The organism is Roseitalea porphyridii (genome assembly GCF_004331955.1).
Classification (GTDB): Bacteria; Pseudomonadota; Alphaproteobacteria; order Rhizobiales; family Rhizobiaceae; genus Roseitalea; species Roseitalea porphyridii.
The window spans coordinates 2,257,567-2,278,211 of sequence record NZ_CP036532.1; the positions used below are offsets into that span (position 1 = coordinate 2,257,567).

The 20,645-nt window shown below is 66.1% G+C and carries 22 protein-coding genes; 9 read left to right on the top strand and 13 right to left on the bottom strand.

The window, feature by feature from the left end; genetic code table 11:
- Positions 1-85 precede the first annotated feature (85 nt).
- Genes pobA through E0E05_RS11060 form a run of 5 tightly spaced genes read left to right on the top strand, consistent with a single transcriptional unit; the run spans position 86 to position 3,889 of the window.
- The gene (pobA, locus tag E0E05_RS11040) at positions 86-1,255 is read left to right on the top strand and encodes a 4-hydroxybenzoate 3-monooxygenase (RefSeq protein WP_131616759.1); all 1,170 of its coding nucleotides are present in this window, start codon (positions 86-88) and stop codon (positions 1,253-1,255) included.
- Between the two features lie 27 nt (positions 1,256-1,282).
- The gene (gene pcaC / locus E0E05_RS11045; RefSeq protein ID WP_039723999.1) at positions 1,283-1,672 is read left to right on the top strand and encodes a 4-carboxymuconolactone decarboxylase; all 390 of its coding nucleotides are present in this window, start codon (positions 1,283-1,285) and stop codon (positions 1,670-1,672) included.
- On the top strand, positions 1,669-2,409 hold the full coding sequence (gene pcaH, locus E0E05_RS11050; RefSeq protein WP_192900401.1) for a protocatechuate 3,4-dioxygenase subunit beta: 741 nt from the start codon (positions 1,669-1,671) through the stop codon (positions 2,407-2,409). The genes pcaC and pcaH overlap by 4 nt, the downstream gene beginning before the upstream one ends.
- Before the next feature lies 1 nt (position 2,410).
- The gene (gene pcaG / locus E0E05_RS11055; RefSeq protein ID WP_131616761.1) at positions 2,411-3,028 is read left to right on the top strand and encodes a protocatechuate 3,4-dioxygenase subunit alpha; all 618 of its coding nucleotides are present in this window, start codon (positions 2,411-2,413) and stop codon (positions 3,026-3,028) included.
- 6 nt (positions 3,029-3,034) lie between these two features.
- A complete protein-coding gene (locus tag E0E05_RS11060; protein ID WP_039723996.1) occupies positions 3,035-3,889 on the top strand; it encodes a 3-oxoadipate:acetyl-CoA acetyltransferase in 855 nt (284 codons plus the stop codon).
- Here E0E05_RS11060 and E0E05_RS11065 read toward each other — a convergent pair whose 3' ends face one another.
- Positions 3,890-4,954, bottom strand: a complete 1,065-nt coding sequence (locus E0E05_RS11065) for a 3-carboxy-cis,cis-muconate cycloisomerase (protein WP_131616762.1) — start codon at positions 4,952-4,954, stop codon at positions 3,890-3,892.
- 154 nt (positions 4,955-5,108) lie between these two features.
- On the opposite strand from E0E05_RS11065, the gene paaG reads away from it, so the two are divergent.
- From paaG to E0E05_RS11085, 4 genes are read left to right on the top strand one after another with little or no spacing between them, the layout of a single operon-like run.
- The gene (paaG, locus tag E0E05_RS11070) at positions 5,109-5,903 is read left to right on the top strand and encodes a 2-(1,2-epoxy-1,2-dihydrophenyl)acetyl-CoA isomerase PaaG (protein WP_131616763.1); all 795 of its coding nucleotides are present in this window, start codon (positions 5,109-5,111) and stop codon (positions 5,901-5,903) included.
- On the top strand, positions 5,903-6,331 hold the full coding sequence (gene paaI / locus E0E05_RS11075) for a hydroxyphenylacetyl-CoA thioesterase PaaI (protein WP_131616764.1): 429 nt from the start codon (positions 5,903-5,905) through the stop codon (positions 6,329-6,331). The genes paaG and paaI overlap by 1 nt, the downstream gene beginning before the upstream one ends.
- 8 nt (positions 6,332-6,339) lie before the next feature.
- Positions 6,340-7,650, top strand: coding sequence for a phenylacetate--CoA ligase PaaK (gene paaK, locus E0E05_RS11080; protein ID WP_131616765.1), 1,311 nt, complete (start codon positions 6,340-6,342; stop codon positions 7,648-7,650).
- A 13-nt stretch (positions 7,651-7,663) separates the two neighbouring features.
- Positions 7,664-8,272 carry a TetR/AcrR family transcriptional regulator gene (locus tag E0E05_RS11085; protein ID WP_131616766.1) on the top strand — a complete coding sequence of 203 codons (609 nt, stop codon included), beginning with the start codon at positions 7,664-7,666 and terminating at the stop codon, positions 8,270-8,272.
- A 17-nt stretch (positions 8,273-8,289) separates the two neighbouring features.
- Here the strand turns inward: E0E05_RS11085 and paaZ are convergent, their stop codons facing one another.
- The 12 genes from paaZ to boxB form a co-directional block, all read right to left on the bottom strand.
- The gene (paaZ, locus tag E0E05_RS11090) at positions 8,290-10,362 is read right to left on the bottom strand and encodes a phenylacetic acid degradation bifunctional protein PaaZ (RefSeq protein ID WP_131616767.1); all 2,073 of its coding nucleotides are present in this window, start codon (positions 10,360-10,362) and stop codon (positions 8,290-8,292) included.
- 27 nt (positions 10,363-10,389) lie between these two features.
- Positions 10,390-11,466, bottom strand: coding sequence for a ferredoxin--NADP reductase (locus E0E05_RS11095; RefSeq protein WP_131616768.1), 1,077 nt, complete (start codon positions 11,464-11,466; stop codon positions 10,390-10,392).
- Positions 11,467-11,476: 10 nt separating this feature from the next.
- Positions 11,477-11,995: a 1,2-phenylacetyl-CoA epoxidase subunit PaaD gene (gene paaD / locus E0E05_RS11100; protein WP_131616769.1), complete on the bottom strand. Its 519-nt coding sequence runs from the start codon at positions 11,993-11,995 to the stop codon at positions 11,477-11,479.
- Entirely contained in the window at positions 11,982-12,734 is a 753-nt protein-coding gene (gene paaC / locus E0E05_RS11105; protein ID WP_131616770.1) for a 1,2-phenylacetyl-CoA epoxidase subunit PaaC, read from the bottom strand. Before paaC ends, paaD begins: the two co-directional genes overlap by 14 nt.
- On the bottom strand, positions 12,734-13,018 hold the full coding sequence (paaB, locus tag E0E05_RS11110) for a 1,2-phenylacetyl-CoA epoxidase subunit PaaB (protein ID WP_131616771.1): 285 nt from the start codon (positions 13,016-13,018) through the stop codon (positions 12,734-12,736). Before paaB ends, paaC begins: the two co-directional genes overlap by 1 nt.
- Before the next feature lie 5 nt (positions 13,019-13,023).
- Positions 13,024-14,013 carry a 1,2-phenylacetyl-CoA epoxidase subunit PaaA gene (gene paaA / locus E0E05_RS11115; RefSeq protein ID WP_131616772.1) on the bottom strand — a complete coding sequence of 330 codons (990 nt, stop codon included), beginning with the start codon at positions 14,011-14,013 and terminating at the stop codon, positions 13,024-13,026.
- 121 nt (positions 14,014-14,134) lie between these two features.
- Positions 14,135-16,204, bottom strand: a complete 2,070-nt coding sequence (locus tag E0E05_RS11120; RefSeq protein ID WP_131616773.1) for a 3-hydroxyacyl-CoA dehydrogenase NAD-binding domain-containing protein — start codon at positions 16,202-16,204, stop codon at positions 14,135-14,137.
- A 41-nt stretch (positions 16,205-16,245) separates the two neighbouring features.
- Positions 16,246-17,163, bottom strand: a complete 918-nt coding sequence (locus E0E05_RS11125; protein WP_244597694.1) for a helix-turn-helix transcriptional regulator — start codon at positions 17,161-17,163, stop codon at positions 16,246-16,248.
- 97 nt (positions 17,164-17,260) lie between these two features.
- Positions 17,261-17,692, bottom strand: coding sequence for an acyl-CoA thioesterase (locus E0E05_RS11130; protein WP_131616775.1), 432 nt, complete (start codon positions 17,690-17,692; stop codon positions 17,261-17,263).
- A gap of 40 nt (positions 17,693-17,732) precedes the next feature.
- Positions 17,733-18,929 (bottom strand): benzoyl-CoA 2,3-epoxidase subunit BoxA, encoded by a 1,197-nt coding sequence (gene boxA / locus E0E05_RS11135; protein ID WP_131616776.1) that lies wholly within the window; start codon positions 18,927-18,929, stop codon positions 17,733-17,735.
- Positions 18,926-19,090: a hypothetical protein gene (locus tag E0E05_RS17365; protein ID WP_158629349.1), complete on the bottom strand. Its 165-nt coding sequence runs from the start codon at positions 19,088-19,090 to the stop codon at positions 18,926-18,928. Before E0E05_RS17365 ends, boxA begins: the two co-directional genes overlap by 4 nt.
- A 70-nt stretch (positions 19,091-19,160) precedes the next feature.
- The gene (boxB, locus tag E0E05_RS11140; protein WP_131616777.1) at positions 19,161-20,612 is read right to left on the bottom strand and encodes a benzoyl-CoA 2,3-epoxidase subunit BoxB; all 1,452 of its coding nucleotides are present in this window, start codon (positions 20,610-20,612) and stop codon (positions 19,161-19,163) included.
- Positions 20,613-20,645: the final 33 nt, after the last annotated feature.

Consider the following 20,645-nt stretch of genomic DNA (forward strand, 5'->3'; position numbering starts at 1 on the left):
ATCGTTTCCGATATCCAAACTGCCCGCTTATTCATTTTACATACCGATATTGGGCATGCAACGTCGTTCAGTGGGGAGGAGCGTAATGCGCACACAAGTCTGCATCATCGGTGGCGGCCCGTCGGGTCTGCTCTTGTCACAGCTTCTCCACAAGCGCGGCATCGACTCGGTCATCCTCGAACGTCAGACGCGCGACTATGTGCTCGGGCGCATTCGCGCCGGCGTTCTCGAACAGGGGCTGTTGCGGCTGATGGACGAGGCCGGGGTCGGCGGTCGCATGCGCCGCGAGGGCTTCGAGCATGCGGGCACGCTGATCGCCTATGGCGAGGAGATGTTCCGGATCGACTTCGTCGAGCACACCGGCACGCCGGTCATGGTCTACGGGCAGACCGAGGTGACGCGCGATCTCTACGAGGCGCGCGAAGCCGCCGGCGGCATCATCGAATTCGAGGTCGAGGGGGTCACGATTCATGACGCGGACCGAGACGCGCCTTACGTGACCTGGCGCCAGGGCGGCGCCGAAAAGCGCATTGATTGCGACTTCGTCGCCGGCTGCGACGGCTTTCACGGCGTCAGCCGCCGCTCGATCCCGGAAGATGCCCGTCGCGAATACGAAAAGGTCTACCCGTTCGGCTGGCTCGGCATCCTGTCGGAGACGCCGCCGGTCAATCACGAACTGATCTACGCCAACTCGCCGCGCGGCTTCGCCCTCTGCTCGATGCGCAACGAGAACCTGTCACGCTACTACGTGCAGTGTTCGGCACACGACAAGGTCGAGAATTGGTCGGATGACGAGTTCTGGGCGGAACTGAAGCGCCGCATTCCCGGTCACGTGGCGGAAGGCGTCGTCACGGGCCCCTCGATCGAGAAATCGATCGCGCCGCTGCGCTCGTTCGTCACCGAACCGATGCGCTGGGGCCGGCTGTTCCTGTGCGGCGATGCCGCCCACATCGTGCCACCGACCGGCGCCAAGGGGCTGAACACGGCCGCCTCTGACGTCCATTACCTGTTCAGCGGCCTGACGCAGTTCTACGAGCTGAACGATGCGGAAGGCCTTGATCTTTATTCCGAGCGGGCGCTTGCGCGCATCTGGAAGGCCGAGCGGTTCTCTTGGTGGTTCTCCCAGCTCATGCACCGCTTCGAGGACCAGACCGAGTTTGACCGCAAGATGCAGATCGCCGAAATGGAACTTCTGCGCTCAAGCGAGGCCGCGCAGAAGGCGATGGCCGAGAACTATGTCGGCCTGCCCTACTGAGAGGACGGCCCGCAAGGCCGATGCGCGATGAACGAGCGGCTTGAAAACGGCATGCGGGTGCGCAGGCAGGTGCTCGGCGACGCTCATGTCGACCGTGCCGAGGCCGAAAAGACCGACTTCGACGCGCCCTTTCAGACCCTGATCACGGAGACCGCGTGGGGCAATCTGTGGGCGCGCGACACGATCACCCGGCGCGAACGCTCCATCCTGACGCTGGCGCTGCTTGCCGCCACCGGCAATTTCGACGAGATCCCGATGCATGTGCGCGCCTGCGAACGCACCGGCGCCTCAAGGAGCGACGTGATGGAAGCGTTCATGCACGTGGCGGTCTATGCCGGCGTGCCGCGCGCCAACCATGCCATCAAGCTCGCCAAGGCGACATGGCGCGAGATGGAAGACGAAGGAACCGTGACATGAAGAACACGCCAAGCGCGCACGCCGGCTTCATGGCCCGAGACAGGGCCTGGCATCCGCCGGCCCTGCACGCGCCCTACAAGACCTCGGTCCTGCGCTCGCCGAACGCGCCGCTGCTGTCGCTGCCGACATCGCTCGGAGAAGAGACGGGGCCCGTGTTCGGCCCGGCCATGCTCGGCGAACTCGATCACGACCTCATCCACAATTATGCCGAACCCGGCGAGAGCGCCGTCGGCCCGCGCATCATCGTCCACGGCCGCGTCATCGACGAGACCGGCCGCCCGGTGCCGAACACGCTCGTCGAGGTCTGGCAGGCGAACGCCGGCGGCCGCTACCGCCACAAGAAGGAAGGCTATCTCGCCCCGCTCGATCCCAATTTCGGCGGCTGCGGCCGCGTGCTGACCGACGAGAACGGCGCCTACGAGTTCCGCACGATCCAGCCCGGGCCCTACCCCTGGGCCAATGGCGGCAATGACTGGCGCCCCGCTCACATCCATTTCTCGATCTTCGGGTCGGGTTTCGCGCAAAGGCTGATCACGCAGATGTATTTCGAGGGCGATCCGCTGATCGCGCAATGCCCGATCGTCGGTGCGATCCCCGACCGGGCGGCCGTCGAGACGCTCGTCGCCGAACTGGACATGACCCGCACCGTGCCCATGGATGCCTGCGCCTGGCGGTTCGACATCGTGCTGCGCGGCCGTCGCCAGACCATATTCGAGAACCGGCTGGAGGGCCTCTGAGATGATCCGTCCCACCCACGCCTTCAAGGAAACCCCGTCGCAGACGGCCGGTCCCTACGTGCATATAGGCCTGAACCCCAACGTCACCGGCATTCACGGCGTCTACGAGACCGACCTCGGTCACGACATGAAGACCGGCGCGGTCAGCGGCGAGGAAATCATCGTCACGGGCACCGTCTTCGACGGGCTCGGCGCGCCCGTCCGCGACGTCGTTCTGGAGATCTGGCAGGCCGACGCGGACGGCCTTTTCAACTCGCCCGTCGAGACGCGCGGAAAGGCCGATCCCAATTTCACCGGCTGGGGCCGCGCCGCCGCCGACCTTCAGACCGGCCAGTTCCGCTTCGACACGGTCAAACCGGGGCGCGTGCCCTGGCGCGATGGCCGGCTGCAGGCGCCGCACATTTCGGTGTGGATCGTGGCGCGCGGCATCAACATCGGCCTTCACACGCGCCTTTATTTCGCCGATGAAGCCGAGGCCAATGCGGAAGATCCGATCCTGACCCGCATCGAGCATCAACACCGGCTGCCAACCCTGCTCGCCGAAAGGACCGGCGAAGGCGAATACCGGTTCGATATCCGTCTGCAGGGCGAGGGCGAAACCATCTTCTTTGACATGTGAGTGCCGATGACCGACGCCCAGAACAAACCCTGCATCATCTGCGTCGCCATCACCGGCTCGCTGCCGACCAAGGCGAACAATCCCGCCGTTCCGATCAGCATCGAAGAACAGCTCGAATCGACCCATGAGGCCTTCGAGGCCGGCGCGTCGATCGTTCATGCGCACGTGCGCAACCCCGACCAGACCCCGACATCCGATCCCGACAAGTTCGCCCGGCTCAAGGAGGGGCTCGAAAAGCACTGCCCCGGCATGATCATCCAGTTCTCGACGGGCGGCCGTTCCGGCGCGGGCAAGGCGCGTGGCGGCATGCTGCCGCTTGCGCCCGACATGGCCTCGCTGTCGGTGGGCTCGAACAATTTTCCAACGCGCGTCTACGAGAATCCGCCCGATCTGATCGACTGGCTCGCCGGCGAAATGCGGACCTACGGCGTCAAGCCGGAAGTGGAAGCGTTCGACCTGTCGCACATCTTCCAGGCGGTCGCCATGTGGCGGGACGGGCGCATTCCCGACACGCCCTACATCCAGTTCGTCATGGGCGTGAAGAACGCCATGCCGGTCGACAAGCCGGCCTTCGACTTCTACGTCGAGACGGTCCGTCGGCTGGTCCCCGGGGGCGAATGGTGCGCCGCCGGCATCGGTGCCGGACAGTTGACCGTGAACGAATGGTCGGTGGCGGCCGGCGGCCATGCACGCACCGGGCTCGAGGACAATGTGCGCCTCGACCGTGATACGCTCGCCCCGTCCAATGCCGCGCTCGTCGGCCGCGTCGTCGAGATCTGCGAGCGCAACGAGCGGCCGGTCGCGACTTGGCAGCAGGCACGCCGGATGCTCGGCCTGCGCGAGGTCGCGCAGGCGGCCTGATCAGTCCGCTTCGCCCAACCGTGTCACCGAGCCGAGCATGGCGTGCGCGTCCGCAAGCGCCCGCCCCGTCGCGATCACCATCTGTGGCAGGATCATCCATTCGAGCATCCAGGCACTGCCGGATCGCTCCTGCTCGTGCACCATCGCCTGCTGCAGGCCGCCGATCTGGGCCGCGTTGAAGCGGGCGATCGCTACCAGCTTCTCGGCGAGCACGGGGTTTTGCTTGTGGGCCATGGCAGAACTGGTCCCGCCGCCGGTGAGCGCGATTTCGTCGATCCCCTGCTGCGCCATCAGCGCGACGTCCTGGCCCATCTTGCCGAGCGTGCCCGTCACCAGCGTCAGCCAGTGGGCGTAGCCGAGCAGCGCGCTCCGGTCCGTATGCCAGGGACGGTCCGGCACGCCGAGCCCGAGTTCGGCCGCAAGGCTCTCGGCGACGCGGGGCCCCTTGCCGCCAAGCGCCGGGGGGCCTTGCCCGACCGGCCCGCCGAACTGGAGAATGCCTGCCTCGGCGGCAACCGGATCGAGCCGGTGCAGATGGCGCCTGAGCGGCTCGGACCATCCGGCCAGGCGAGCGCCGACCGTGACCGGCAGGGCCGCCTGCATCCGCGTCCGGCCCATCAAGGGCCGCCGTCCGAACCGCGCCGCGAGCCCGTCGAGCGCCTCGAGGACGGCCGCAAGGCGCGCCCGCAGCACAGGCTCGGCCTCCTTCAGGGCAAGCACCGTCGCCGTATCGACCAGGTCCTGGCTCGTCGCACCGACATGGATGGCGACGGCGGCATCGCCAGCCGCCGCCTTGAGCTGGCGCACGAAGGCCGGGACCTGCACCCCATCCTCGCATAGGCCCGCCCGGATCGCGGCGATATCGGGCTCGAGCGCGGCGATCGCCGCCAACGCTCGTTCGGCCATCGCCGCCTCGACAAGACCATGGTCACGAAGCGCCGCCGTGAGCGCCCGCTCGAACCGGGCGAACCGGTCGAGAAAGGCGATCTCGGAAAACAGCGGCGCCAGCGCCTCGTCGCCGAAAAGCGAACCATGCCAGACAGATGCGTTCGTCGCCTGAATCATCGTTCGAATATTCCCGCCCCGGAGGTTCAGGGCAAGCCCGTCCGTAACGCGCGTGCGGAATTCGTCGACCGAATTCATTGACTGACCGGTCGGTTTATGGTTGTGTCGATCACCATCGCAGGGCTCGTTCGGGCCTGTCAGGGAGGACATCCGCATGGCGCAAGACGCCACGGTGCTGACCGATCTTTCGGACGGCATGCTGCTGGTCACGCTCAACCGGCCCGACAAGCTCAACGCGTTCAACGAGGACATGCATCTCGCCCTGCGCGCCGCCATCCAGCGCGCCCACGACGAGGACGAGATACGGTGCGTGCTGATCACCGGCGCCGGCCGCGCCTTCTGCGCCGGCCAGGATCTCGGCGATCGCGACCCGCGAAAGATGGACGGCCCGCCCGATCTGGGTGAAACGCTCGCCACCTTCTACAACCCGACCCTGCGTCTGATCAGGTCGCTCGAAAAGCCGATCGTCGTCGCCGTCAACGGCGTCGCCGCAGGCGCGGGCGCCAACATCGCGCTCGCCTGCGACATCGTGTTGGCCGCGAGATCGGCCAGGTTCATCCAGGCCTTCTCGAAGATCGGCCTGACGCCCGACGCCGGCGGCAGCTTCATGCTGACACGGCTTCTGGGCGAGGCGCGCGCTAAGGGCCTGGCGCTCACCGGCGAACCGCTCACCGCGGAACAGGCCGCCGACTGGGGCCTGATCTGGAAGGCGGTCGATGACGCGGCGCTGATGGACGAAGCGACCGCCCTCGCCCACCGTTTCGCCAGCGGGCCGACGCGCGGTTTCGGACTGACGAAGCAGTCGATCCAGGCGGCCAGCACCAACGGTTTCGACGCGCAGCTCGACCATGAGCGCGACACGCAGCGCATGGCCGGCCGGACCGCCGACTATGCCGAGGGCGTCTCGGCCTTTCTCGACAAGCGCGCGCCGGTCTTCAGGGGGCAGTGATGACACCGGACCAACTCGCTCAGGCCTGCGCCGACGCCATGTGGCGCGAGGATCAGGCCAGCCAGCATCTGGGCATGACAATCGAGCGCGTCGCGCCGGGCGAAGCGACGCTCGCCATGACCATCGGCCCGCAGATGGTCAACGGGCACAAGACCTGCCACGGCGGCTACATCTTCACGCTGGCCGACAGCGCGTTCGCCTTTGCCTGCAACGCCTACAACCAGCGCTGCGTCGCCCAGCACACGTCGATCACCTTCATTCGCCCTGCCCGCCAGGGCGACCGGCTCACCGCCACGGGCCGCGAGGTCTCGCGCACCGGCAAGTCGGGCATCTACGACATTTCCGTCACCAACCAGGACGGGGCGCTGATCGCCGAGTTCCGCGGCCATTCGCGCGCCATCCCCGGCACCATCCTTGACGACGCCTGAGGAGACCCATGGAAGATCTCTCTCCCCGCCCCGGCGACCTTGAGCCGATCGAGACCGCCTCGCGCGACGAGATCGCGGCGCTGCAGCTCGAACGCATGCGATGGTCGCTGCGCCATGCCTACGAGAACGCGCCCTTCTACCGGCAGCGGTTCGACGAGGCCGGCGTCCATCCGGACGATCTGAAGACGCTCGCCGATCTGGCGAAGTTCCCCTTCACGACGAAGGCGGACCTGCGCGACCATTACCCGTTCGGCATGTTCGCCGTGCCGCGCGAGAAGATCGTTCGCCTGCACGCCTCCTCCGGCACGACGGGCAAGCCGACCGTGGTCGGCTACACCGAAAACGACATCTCCATGTGGGCGGAAATGGTTGCCCGTTCGATCCGGGCATCGGGCGGCCGGCGCGGAGATGCGGTCCATGTCGCCTACGGCTATGGCCTGTTCACCGGCGGGCTGGGCGCCCATTACGGCGCCGAACGGCTCGGCTGCACGGTCATCCCGGTCTCCGGCGGCATGACCGAGCGCCAGGTGATGCTGATCGAGGACTTCAAGCCGCGCGTGATCATGGTCACGCCGTCCTACATGCTCTCGATCCTCGACGAGTTCCGCCGCCAGGGCAAGGACCCGCGCGCCTGCTCGCTGGCCGTCGGCATCTTCGGCGCCGAGCCCTGGACCAACGCTATGCGCGGCGAGATCGAGCAGGCCTTCGACATGCACGCGGTCGACATTTACGGCCTGTCGGAAGTGATGGGCCCGGGCGTCGCCAACGAGTGCGTCGAGACCAAGGACGGCCTGCATATCTGGGAGGACCATTTCTATCCCGAGATCATCGACCCGGAGACCGGTGAGCCGGTGCCGGACGGAGAGATGGGCGAACTGGTCTTCACCACGCTGACCAAGGAAGGCCTGCCGATCGTCCGCTACCGCACGCGCGACCTGACCCGGCTGCTGCCGGGCACGGCGCGCTCGATGCGCCGGATGGACAAGATCACCGGCCGGTCCGACGACATGATCATCCTGCGCGGCGTCAACGTCTTCCCCACCCAGGTCGAGGAGCAGATCCTCAAATGCGCCGGGCTCGCTCCGCATTTCCAGATCGAACTGAACCGGCAGGGCCGCATGGACACGATGACGGTGCATCTGGAAGCGCTCGATCACGCCGCCAGCGAGGACGCCCGCAAGGCGAGCGCCGCCGAGCTCGCCCATCACATCAAGTCCGTGATCGGCGTGACCGCGAAGATCAATGTCGGTGAGCCTGGCTCCGCGCCGCGTTCGGAAGGCAAGGCAAAGCGCGTCGTCGACAACAGGCCCAAGGGCTAGAAGGAGAGGCCCGATGGCCCGCCCCCGCGCCGCCGACTTCGAGGAAAAGCAGGCGCATATCCTCGACAGCGCCGCCGCCGTCTTCGCCGAACTGGGCATGGACAAGGCGTCGATGTCCCAGATCGCGCGCGAGTGCGGCGTCTCCAAGGCCCTGCTCTATCACTATTACCCGTCCAAGGACGCGCTGATCTTCGCCATCATCGACACCCATGTCAGCCATCTCGACGATGCCGTGATCGCCGCCGACGATCCGGACCTGCCGCCCGGCGAACGGCTCGAACGACTGGTGCGGGCCGTGCTGGAGACCTATCGCGGGGCCGACAACGCCCACAAGGTGCAGCTCAACGCGTTCGGCGTCTTGTCCGAGGCGCAGCGCGCGCAACTGCGCGACACCGAAAAGCGGATCGTCGCCCGGTTCTCCAGCGTGCTCAAGGAACTCAACCCGCAACTGGGCGAGCCGGGCACGCACCTGCTGACGCCGGTGACCATGAGCCTGTTCGGCATGCTCAACTGGGTCTACACCTGGTTCAAGGAGGACGGTCCGATCACCCGCGAGGACTATGCGCGCGTGGCGACGAAGATCATTCTCGACGGCGTCGGCGGCGTGAACGGACGCCACTGATCTGGCTTGATCAGCGATCAGCCCTCAGCCGGCAGAGGCCATTGCTTGGCGACCATGGTCAGCACGTCGTACTGCGCGACGACATCGCCATCCTGGTTGGTGACCTGCGCGTCCCAGCGCACCTCGCCATGATCGGCCGTGGCGCGCGGATTGATCTCCTTGGCCGTCAGCCGGACCTTGAGCACATCGCCCGGATAGACCGGCGTCAGAAAGCGCAGATTGTCGACGCCGTAATTGGCGAGCACCGGGCCCGGCGCGGGATCGACGAACAGGCCCGCCGCGAACGATACGATCAGATAGCCATGCGCCACGCGCCCGTCGAAGAACGGGTTGGCCCTGGCGGCGTCCTCGTCCATGTGCGCATAGAAGGTGTCGCCGGTGAATTCGGCAAAATGCTCGATGTCGGCGAGCGTGACCTCGCGCGGTTCGGTCACCACCTGATCGCCGATCTTCAACTCAGCGAGGGACTTGCGGAACGGATGCACGCTCGTGTCGCCCGCATCCGCCCCTTCCATCCAGCGGCCCGTGACCGGCGCCAGAAGGCGCGGCGTGCCCTGCACCGCCGTGCGCTGCATGAAGTGCTTGACGCCGCGTATGCCGCCCAGTTCCTCGCCGCCGCCGGCGCGGCCCGGCCCGCCATGGACGAGGCCCGGCATGGGCGAACCGTGCCCGGTCGATGATCTGGCGCTGTCGCGATTGCCGATCAGGATGCGGCCGTGGAACGGCGCCATGCCGATGACGATCCGCTCGGCGATCTCGGGGTCGTTGGTGAAGACCGACGCGGCGAGCGAGCCCTTGCCCTTCTGCGCGAGCGCGACCGCTTCCTCGGCATCGTCATAGGGCATGACGGTCGCCACCGGCCCGAACGCCTCGACATCATGGACGTGTTGGGCCCCGTGCGGGTTGGCGCAATGCAGCAGAACCGGGTTGAGGAACGCACCAGCCTGCGCATCGCCCGACGACAGCACCGGATTGTCCGGATCGCCGGCGACGATCTCGCCGTCGGCGGCAAGCTCGGCGATCCGCGCGCGCACCTCGTCGCGCTGGTCCTGGCTGGCGAGAGCGCCCATGCGCGTGCCCTCTTCCGCCGGCAGGCCGACGGCGGTCTTGCCGAGCCGCGCCCGCAGCGCCTCGATGACCGCATCGACTTGGCCGCGCGGCACGAAGGCGCGGCGGATCGCGGTGCATTTCTGGCCCGCCTTCGCCGTCATCTCGCGCGCCACTTCCTTGACGAACAGGTCGAATTCGGGCGTATCCGGCCCGGCATCGGCGCCCAGGATGGAACTGTTGAGGCTGTCGGCCTCCATCGAAAAGCGCGTCGAATTGTCGACGATCGCCTTGTGCGTGCGCAGCATCCGGCCGGTGCTCGCCGAACCGGTGAAGGTGACGACATCCTGACCGGTCACATGGTCGAGCATGTCGCCGGCCGAGCCCGCCACCAACTGCAGCGCGCCTTCGGGCAGGATGCCGCTGTCGATGATCCGGCGCACCATCATCTCGGTCAGATAGGCGGTCTGGCTGGCCGGCTTGACGATCGCGGGCATGCCCGCAAGCAGCGTCGGCGCGAGCTTTTCCAGCATGCCCCAGCAGGGGAAATTGAAGGCATTGATGTGGATCGCAATGCCTTCGAGCGGCGTCAGAATGTGCTGGGCCGAAAAGGTCTGGTCCTTCGACAGCGGCTCGACATCGCCGTCGAGCAGCACCCGCGTGTTGGGCAGTTCGCGCCGGCCCTTGGACGCGTAGACGAAAAACGTGCCGATGCCGCCATCGATGTCGATCATCGAATCGGCCTTCGTGGCGCCGGTGCGATAGCTCTCGGCGTAGAACGCTTCGCGCGCCTCGTTGAGCATCAGCGCGATCGACTTGAGCATCAGCGCGCGCTCGTGAAAGCTCATCGCGCGCAGCGCCGGTCCGCCCTTTTCGCGGCCATAGGCGAGCGCGCCGGCGAAATCGAGGCCCGAGGAACCGATCACCGCGACGGGCTCGCCCGTGCCCGCATCGGTCAGCAGCGTGCCGTCGCCCGCACCGGTGACCCATTGCCCCTTCACATAGCTCTCAAGCCGGCGCGTCGTCGCGGTGGCAACGTTCATCGAAACTCTCCCAATGAGTTCTTGTGGTCAGACGTCGTAGGTGACGCTGATCGTGTCCGTTGTCGGCACGGTCTGGCAGCTCAGCGTGAAGCCGTCGCGCACCTCGTGATCCTCGAGCGCGTTGTTGGACAGCATCTCGCCGGCGCCCTCGGTGATCCTGCACATGCAGGTCGAGCACACGCCCGCCTTGCAGGCGTAGGGCACGTTCAGGCCCGCATCGAGCGCCGCGTCGAGCAACGTCGTGCCGTCCTTCGGGATCGCGATGGTCCGGTTGACGCCTTCGAGGAACAGCGTCGCCTTGACGGTGTCGACCGTTTCGCCGGCCGCATGGCCGTTCGCCTTCTTCGGCAACCGGCCGGGCTGCGCGCTCTTGAAAAGCTCGAACTTGATCCGGTCCTCGGCGATACCGCGCGCCTTCAGCCCGTCGGCGATGGTCAGCATCATCGGCTCAGGACCGCAGATGAAGGCGTAGTCGACCGACGATGCATCGATCCAGTGGCTGAACAGCGCATCGAGCTTGTCCGCATCGACACGGCCGGTGAACAGGTCGATCTCCTGCGCATCATTCTCGAGGATATGCAGGACCGTGAAACGGCCCAGATAGAGGTTCTTGAGGTCTTCAAGCTCCTCGCGGAACATGATCGTGTTTACCGCGCGGTTGGCATAGACCAGCGTGAAGCGCGAATGCGGCTCGCGCGCCAGCACCGTCTTGATCAGCGACAGGACCGGCGTGATGCCTGATCCGCCGGCAAAGCCGAGATAATGGCGCTCGGCATCGGCATCGAGCGGCACGAAGAAATTGCCCATCGGCGGCATGGCTTCCATCACGTCGCCGGGCTTGAGATTGTCCTTGGCCCAGGACGAGAACGCCCCACCATCGACGCGCTTGATGCCCACGCGCAGCACGCCGTCATCCTTGCCCGCGCAGATCGAATAGCAGCGCCGCACCTCGGTGCCGTCGAAATCGCGCCGGAACGTCAGATATTGTCCTTGCGTGAAGTCGAACGCCGGGCGGTCTTCTTCGCTGGGCGCCAGCGTGACGACCACGGCGTCGCGCGTGTCGTGGTTCACATCGGTCACGGTCAGGGGATGAAACTGCGCCATCGGTCGGCCCTCAGATGCACTTGAAATAGTCGAACGGTTCCAGACAGTCGTTGCAGCGCCAGGCCGCCTTGCACGGCGTCGAGCCGAACCGGCTGACCTCCGCCGTATTGGCCGAGCCGCAGCGCGGGCATTCCACCTTCGCGTTGCCCTCGCCCAGAAGCCGCGCCACGCGCTTGCCGTCGGCGGCGGTGCCGTCGATCGGCGGCGCGATGCCGTACTGGCGCAGCTTTTCGCGTGCGGCCGGCCCGATCCAGTCGGTCGACCAGGGCGGCGAAAGCTGGTTCTCGAGCCTGAGTTTCTCGACGCCGCGCCTGCGGATCGCCGTCTCGATCTCGAACGCGATCACGGACGTTGCCGGACAGCCCGAATAGGTCGGCGTGATGGTGACGACCAGCGTGTCGTCCTCGAACGCCACATCGCGGACGATGCCCAGATCGACCACCGACACGACCGGGATTTCCGGGTCCGGCACCTCGGCAAGCCAGCCCATCACATCGTCGCGGCTCGGCAGCGTCTCACCAGCTTGCATCGGGATAGGCTCGCGGCAGGAACTGCATGGCGGCGAGGATATGGCCCAGATGCTCGGTGTGCTGGCCCTTGCGCCCGCCCTTGTGAACGAAGTCGCTCTCCGGGATCGCCAGCGTCGCCTCGGCCAGAACCTCGCCGACGAGCGCGTCCCAGCCCGGCTTCATCGCCGCCGGATCGGGCGCGATGCCCGCCTCGGCCAGTTCGTCGTCGACCGCATCGGCCACGAACATCTCGCCCGTATAAGTCCAGTGATGGCCAAGCGCGTCCTGCATCCGCCGGTGGCTTTCGTCGGTGCCGTCACCCAGCCGGATCACCAGATCGGACGAGCGTTCCAGATGATAGGCCGCCTCGCGCTCGGCCTTGCGGGCGATCTCGGCGACGCGCCCCTCGGTCGAGTTTTCCGAAAGCCATTTGAGCATCAGGTGATGCCAGGCATCGAACAGGAACTGGCGCATCAGCGTCTGGCCGAAATCGCCGTTCGGACGCTCGACCAGCAGCACATTGCGGAAATCGAAGGCATCGCGCCTGTAGGCGAGATCATCGGCCGTCCGGCCTTCGCCCTCGATCTCGCCGGCAAGACCGAGCCACATCTGCGTCTGGCCGATCAGGTCGAGCGCGGTGTTGGCGAGCGCGATGTCCTCTTCCAGCACCGGCGCATGGCCGCACCATTCGGACACGCGATGCCCCAGGATCAGCGTGTTGTCGCCCATGCGCAGCGCGAATTCGACAAGCGCGCTCATCACATGTGCCCCACTTCGTCCGGGATGTCGTAGAAGGTCGGGTGCCGGTAGATCTTCGACTTGGACGGCTCGAACATCGGGCCCTTGTCGGACGGCACGCTCGCGGTGATCTGGCTCGACGGCACCACCCAGATGCTCACCCCCTCATTGCGGCGGGTGTAGACGTCGCGGGCGTTCTTGATCGCCATCTCGGCATCGGGCGCGTGCAGCGAGCCGACATGGCGGTGGTTCAGGCCGTGCTGGCCGCGAATGAAGATTTCCCAGAGGGGCCATTGAGAGGACATCGCGATTACTCCGCTGCCATGCGCTGTGCGGCGCGCTTGTTTGCATGGGCGACCAGACCGTCACGGAACCAGGCGCCGTCTTCCCAGGCGGTGCGGCGCGCGGCCATGCGGTCGGCATTGCACGGGCCGTTGCCGGCGAGAACGTCATAGAACTCCTGCCAGTCCGGCTCGGAGAAGTCGTAGCCGCCCTTCTCCTCGTTCCATGTCAGGTTCTCGTCGGGCACGGTCAGGCCCAGATATTCGGCCTGCGGCACCGTCTGGTCGACGAATTTCTGGCGCAGCTCGTCATTGGTGCTGACCTTGATCTTCCAGGCCATGGACTGGGCCGAGTGGACACTGTCCTTGTCGGAGGGGCCGAACATCATCAGCGAAGGATACCAGAAGCGGTCGAGCGCATCCTGGGCCATGCGGCGCTGCTCGGGCGTGCCGGACGCCATCTTCATCATGATCGAGTAGCCCTGGCGCTGATGGAAGCTCTCTTCCTTGCAGATGCGCACCATGGCCCGCGAATAGGGTCCGTAGGAGGTCCGCTGCAGCGCCACCTGGTTCATGATCGCCGCGCCGTCGACCAGCCAGCCGACCGCGCCGATATCGGCCCAGGTCAGCGTCGGATAGTTGAAGATGGAGGAGTATTTCGCCTTGCCGGCGTGAAGCTGCTCGGTCATCTCGTCGCGGCTGATGCCCAGCGTCTCGGCCGCGCAATAAAGGTAGAGGCCGTGGCCGGCCTCGTCCTGCACCTTGGCGAGCAGGATCGCCTTGCGCTCAAGGGTCGGCGCGCGGGTGATCCAGTTGCCCTCGGGCAATTGCCCGACGATCTCCGAGTGCGCGTGCTGGCCGATCTGGCGGATCAGGGTCTTGCGGTAGCCCTCGGGCATCCAGTCCTGAGGTTCGATCTTCTCGCCGCGATCGATCCGGTCCTGAAAGGCCCGCTCCTGCTCGTCCATCTCCTCGCGGGTCTTCATCGTCCCGGTGGACTTCACCATCTGGGCATACATGCGCCATCTCCTCCACTTCGGCTCCACCGGCGTGCACATCCGGTGGAATTAATTAACCGATCGGTCGGTTTATAAACCATTCGCGCCGATTTGCAAAGCCCCCCGCAACTCATCCCTGTGGCTAACTGCCGGGCCGGTATTCGGCGAACCCGATGCCCCGCTCCGCGCAGGCGACGATCGCCGCGCTCGGACGCCAGACGATCGGGTCCTCCGTTTCAAGAGCGCGCAGATCGGCCAGGATCGCATCAACGGCGAGCGTGTCGGCATGGTGCATCAGCCCGCCGCGCCAGCGCGGAAAGCCGTAACCGAACACCGTCACCAGATCGATGTCGGCGGCCGACTGCGCGATCCCCTCGGCCAGAATGTCGGCCGCTTCGTTGATCATCGCCAGCAAAAGGCGCCGCTCGATGTCCTCGCTGGTGAAGTCGCGCCGGGCGACCTTGGCGAAATGGGCTTCCTCGGCGACAAGATCCTCGACCAGCGGGTCTTCCACCTTGCCGCCGCCGCCCGGATAGCGATACCAGCCGACGCCGGTCTTCTTGCCAAGGCGACCTTCATGCACCATGCGGTCGGCGATCGGAATATAGCGCCGGTTCGGATCGCGCGTTTCGGCCTGGCGCTTGCGGTTGGCATAGGCGATGTCGAGCCCGGACAGATCCTGTGCCTCGTAGGGCCCCATCGCATAGCCGAACGCGACCATCGCCTCGTCGATCTGCCACGGGGTCGCCCCGTCCATCAGCAAGGTATCGGCGGCCTCGCGGTAGCGCGCGAGAATCCGGTTGCCAATGAACCCGTCGCAGACGCCCGAGAGCACCGGCACCTTGCGCAGCCTCCTAGCCAGATCGAACCCGGTGGCGAGCGCGGCATGCGAGGTCGCCGCGCCTTGCACGATTTCCAGAAGCTTCATGATGTGGGCGGGTGCGAAGAAGTGCAGGCCCACCAGCCGCGACGGCGACTTCAGCGTCGCGGCGATCTCGTCCAGGTCCAGATAGGAGGTGTTGGTGGCGAGCACCGCGTGGGTCGGCAGCGCCTCTTCCAGCGCGGAAAAGACCACCTTCTTGACCTCCATGCTCTCGAACGCCGCCTCGATGGCGAGATCGGCCGACGCGCCGTCGGCATAGTCGGTCGAAATGGTCAGCGCCGCCTCGATCCGGGCGCGCTTGTCCTCGCCCAGAAGCCCGCGCGCCGCGCTCGCCTCCATGATACTTGCGACGTGGGCGCGGGCGCGCTCGGCCCCGTCCGCGTCGGTCTCGATAACCGTCACCGCGATTCCGGCCAAAAGCAGCGCATAGGCGATGCCCGCGCCCATCGTGCCACCGCCGACGACTATCGCGCTTTCGATGCGTTGTGCTTCGGCGTCGAGCCAGTCGGGCGCCTTGGCGGCCCGTTCGGCAAAGAAGATGTGGCGCAGCGCGCGCGCCTGATCGGTCGTCCGCAGCGCGATGAAGGTCTCACGCTCCTGTCGCAGCGCCCCGGCGAACGGTTCGGAGACCGAAAGGGCCACCAGATCGATCGCCTTTTCCGGCGCGACCTGGCCGCGCATGCGCCTGGCGACGCTGGCGCGCGCCTTGTCGATGGCCATCTCGTCGGGTTCGGGCCCGTCCAGCGAGGACAGTGCGGACCGGGCGGCCAGTTCGGCCGCGTCGAGCGCCAGCGCGTGAGCGACCGGATCGTCGGCGACCGCGTCCACGAGACCCATCTCGTAGGCATCGTCGGCGGTCACCGGCTTGCCGGTCGCGATCATGTCGACCGCCGCGGCAAGCCCGACAAGGCGCGGCAGGCGCTGGGTGCCGCCCGCGCCCGGCACGACGCCCAGCGTCACTTCTGGCAGGCCGATGCGCGTGCCCGGGGCGGCGATGCGGTACCGGCAGGCGAGCATCAGTTCGGCGCCGCCTCCGAGCGCCACGCCATGCGCCGCCGCAATCCACGGTACCGGGCACGCCTCGATCGCATCGAGCACGTCCGGAAGATGCGGCGGCACCGGCTCGCCGTCGAATTCCCTTGCATCGCCCCCGGCCGCGAAGGCCCGCCCCTGCCCCGACACGACGATCCGGTCGAGCCCGGCCTCGGCTTCGGCCCAACGGACCGCCTCGAGCAATCCGCGGCGCACCGCCAGCCCCATCGCATTGACCGGTGGATTGGCGAGTTCGACCAATCCGGCGTTTCCTTCACGCCTGAACGTAACCGTCATTGTTCTTTCCTTGTCGATCCGCGGCCCGGACAGGCCGCCGACTATTGCAGGAACCCGCGCTCCCTGATCACGGCGACCAGTTCGTCATGGGTCTCGGCGAGCGACTTGCCACTGGTGTCGATGTGGGACAAGGCCCGCCCGTAGAGCGTTTCCCGGCTCGTCAGGATCGACTTGAGCTGATCCATCGCCTCCGGATTGCCGGCCATCGGCCGCGTGTCGCCCTGGGCGAGCACGCGTTCCATGTGATCCTCGGGCGTCGCCTTCAGCCAGACCGTGTGGAAATGGTTGAGCAGCATCGCATAGGTCTGCGGATCGGACACGATGCCGCCCGCAACCGCCAGGATCATCGCGTCATGGGTTGCAACGACCCGTTCGAGCGCCTGCGATTCGAGCTTGCGATAGCCCTCCTGGCCGTAGAAGGCGACAAGCTCGTTGATCGGCATTCCGCTCTGCTCCTCGATCTCGCGGTTGAGTTCAACGAACGGCACGCCCAGCGTCGCCCCGGCCATGGCGCCGAGGGTCGACTTGCCAGCCCCGCGCATCCCGATCAGACAGACGCGCTGCGCCCGCATGTCCGCCTCGGTATCGGGGGCGAGCAGGTCAAGAACCTCCTGGCGCGTCTGGTAGCCGGCCCTGCGGAACAGGTTGGTGACGCGCATCGTGTCCGACGACCAGGGATCCTCGGCGCACACGAACCATTCGATCCGGTAGTCGAGCGCGATCGCCACTTTCTGGAGAAGGCCGATGGAGATGTTGCCCTCGCCCGATTCGAGCTGCGCCAGATAGCGCGGCGAGACGCCGGAAATGTCCGACAGCACGCGGCGCGGAATGCCCTTGAGCTCGCGTGCCCTGCGCACCCGCTCACCCACCCGCTTCATCAGGGCGCCGACCATGATCTCGGTCTGGCTTTCGCCGCCGGTCTGCTGGGCCACGCCCTTGAAGTTCGTTATTTCGCTCACTGCGGGCATCACCCGATCGCAATGTGTACAATAGTGCACAACATAACCGAGCCGAACCATTTCGCAATGGCCGCCGGAGCGGGCAGGCGCAAGACGGTTACTCGGCCGCCACCGGCCTGAGATGCGCTTCAACGAGCGCCCGTATGTCCTTGGGCGGCGGCGATTTTCGGAACTGGTCGGCAACGATGAACACGCACACGAAATCGCCCGAGAAGGACGGCTTGCCGCCCTGGCTCGCCTCGACGCGGAACCCGATCGAGGTTTCGCCAAGCCTGGTCGGCCAGACCCGGCAAATCAGCCGGTGGCGCGGCGTCACCGGCGAGCGGAAATCGAGCGCCATGTGCACGAACGGCGTGCCGACGTTCCGGTCGATCTCCATCTGGTACCAGCCATCGCCCAGATGATGCTCCCACCAGGCGTTGATGGCGTCGAGCGCGAACATGGGCAGCCGGCCCGTATAGGCGATCCGCGCCGGATCGCAGTCGCCCCACGTCACCCTGATCTCGTGCTCGAATACCGCACCGGCCATGCCGCAACCCCTCGTTCGTCACTGTTGCGGCGTTCATGCCCTAATAGGTTTCGACATGATAGCGGCCATCTTCGCGCATGGTGTCGCGGACGTTGGTCCATACGAGTCCGGACCCGCGCGCAATGTCCGACAGCGCCTCCTCGACGCCGTGCTCCATCGCCTTGAGCCCGCAGACATAGATGTAGCCGTTCGGGTTCTGCATGAGCGCGGCGACCTCGCCGGCGTTCTCGCGCAGCTTGTCCTGCACATAGTTCTTGGACTGATCGGCGACGCGCGAGAAGGCGAACACCTTCTTCATGAAGGTCTCGGGCACCTTCTTGAGCGGACCGAAATAGGGCAGATCGTCGGCGCTGCGCGCGCCGAAATAGAGCGACAGCGAGCCCTTCAGCGTCGGATAGGCGCGCTGGCGGCGCATGGTGAAGGCACGGAACGGCGCAGAACCGGTTCCGGTGCAGATCATCATCAGATGCGCGTTCGGGTCGGACGGCAAAAGGAAGGTCGAGCCGAACGGCCCGGTCACCCTTACCTTATCGCCGGGTTTGAGATCGCAGACATAGTTCGAGCAGATCCCGTTCGGCTCGCGCTTCACGGTCAGCGACAGATTGTTGTAGTTGGGCCGCTCGCCGTCGCGCGGGCTCGAGACAGAGTAGAGCCGCGGCAGATGCGCCTCGCCCTTGTCGGTCTCGCCCGGCGCGATGATGCCGATCGACTGGCCTTCCAGCACGGGAAAAGGCGTGCCGCCGAAGTCGAGGATGATGTGGCGCACATCGCTGTCGCCGTCCTCGCTGGTCAGCCGGAAATTGCCGGTGACGGTGGCCTCGGCCGGTTTGGCGAGATTATAGAGGTTCACAGAGGGTTTGGCCGCGCTTGCGGGCGCCTTGGCCTTGCCGCCGGCACCCTGGTGCGCCTCGGCGAGCAGCGCGGCGATCGCATCGTCGAACGCCTCGATCGCGGTGTCCGCGCCGTTGCCGTCGGCCGGTATGTCTTCCTGTTCGGGCAGTTCGGACCAGCCGAACTGTTCCTCCAGCGAATAGGGCGTGGTGACCACCCGCCATTCGTCGATCGAGCCTGTCGGGCACACCGGGATGCAGTCCATGCAGAAATTGCACTGGGCGGCGTCGACGACGACATTGTTGTCGTCATGGGTGATCGCGCCGATCGGGCACGTCATCTCGCAGGTATAGCACCGGATGCAGATTTCCGGATCGATCAGGTGCTGCTTGATCGGTGTGTTCATGCCGCCAGTCCATGGCCCTGTTCGATCAGCGCGAGCCTGCCGTAGAGTTCGGCATACAACAGGCACGGGCCGTTGCAGTCCTTGCAGCCAAGGCACCCCTTGATGACTGCTCCGCAGCGCTCGGCGGTCTCGGGCTTCCTGGCACTCCTGCTGATATCCATCGATGCCTCCCGTTCTGAGCGAGAAGGCCGGGGCCGCCAATGGCCCGCCGGCCGATCCCGGTCGATCCGGTCAAGCCATGTGCAGCTTGACGTACTCGAAGTCGCCCGGTTTGTTGTCGATGCCCACCTTGGGCGGCGCGATCCAACTTGCGAACTTGCCCGGCTCGTAGACCGGCACCATCAGCGACTGGATGAAGTCGCCGTCGGCCTTGGTCGGCAGCCAGTTGGGTATGCCCGCATCATATTCGGCGCCCGAGACGAGTTTGCCATCGGGATCGAACAGCTTGTCGGCGAACACCCCGATCTTCCGGTTGAACGCCTCGTGCGGCAGCTTCATCTGGAAATCGATGCCGGCCTTCTCGATGATCTTGTTCCAGCGGCCGACGCCGCCCGACGCATCGCGCGTGTAGTCGTCGCGCAGGCGCATGTTGATCGCCTGCAGCGCCGGCACATCCTTGCGCACGAGCTTGCCGTCCTCGAAGTCCCAGACCTCGTAGGTCTCGCCGTGAAGCTTGTGGTCGTCCTCGAGCCGGTGCTCCATGTACCGGCCCTTGATGCCGGCGTTGAAGGCGTTGGCCGCATTGGTCGACACTTCCTGTCCGAACAGGTCCAGCGAAAGCGTATAGTGCAGGTTCAGCTTCTTCTGGATCGTCGGCAGGTCGATCACGCCGAGCGCCCGGATCGCGTCCGTATCGTAGGGGTCCTCGATGCCGGCCTTGTTCATCGCCTCGCAGGTCGCCTGGATCGTCCGGCCGACGCCGGTCTCGCCGACGAACATGTGGTGGGCTTCCTCGGTCAGCATGAAGCGGCAGGTCCGCGACAGCGGGTCGAAGCCCGACTGCGCCAGCGATTCAAGCTGCATCTTGCCGTCGCGATCGGTGAAGTAGGTGAACATGAAGAAGGAAAGCCAGTCCGGCGTTTCCTCGTTGAAGGCGCCCAGCATGCGCGGCGCTTCCTCCGAGCCCGACGAGCGGCGCAGCAGGTCGTCGGCTTCCTCGCGACCGTCGCGGCCGAAATACTTGTGCAGCAGATAGACCATCGCCCATAAATGACGGCCCTCCTCGACATTGACCTGGAACAGGTTGCGCATGTCGTAGAGCGAGGGCGCGGTCTTGCCCAGGAACCGTTGCTGCTCGACCGAGGCCGGCTCGGTGTCGCCCTGGATGACGATAAGCCGCCGCAGCATGGCGCGGTATTCGCCCGGCACTTCCTGCCAGGCCGCCTCGCCCGCATGTTCGCCGCACGGGATCGTGCGGTCCTCGACCTGCGGCGCCAAAAGCACGCCCCAGCGATATTCGGGCATCTTCACATAGTCGAACTTTGCCCAGCCCTTCGGATCGACCGAGACCGCGGTGCGCAGATAGACCAGCGACTGCTGGAAATTGTCCGGGATCAGATCGTTCCACCAGTTGATGTAGCCCGGATGCCATTTCTCCAGCGCCTTGAGCACGCGCTTGTCGGACGAAAGGCCGACATTGTTGGGGATTTGCGTGTCATAGCTGACATTGATCAGATCGAGCATGTGCCTGTTTCCTCCGGGTTGCGCCTTGGCGCC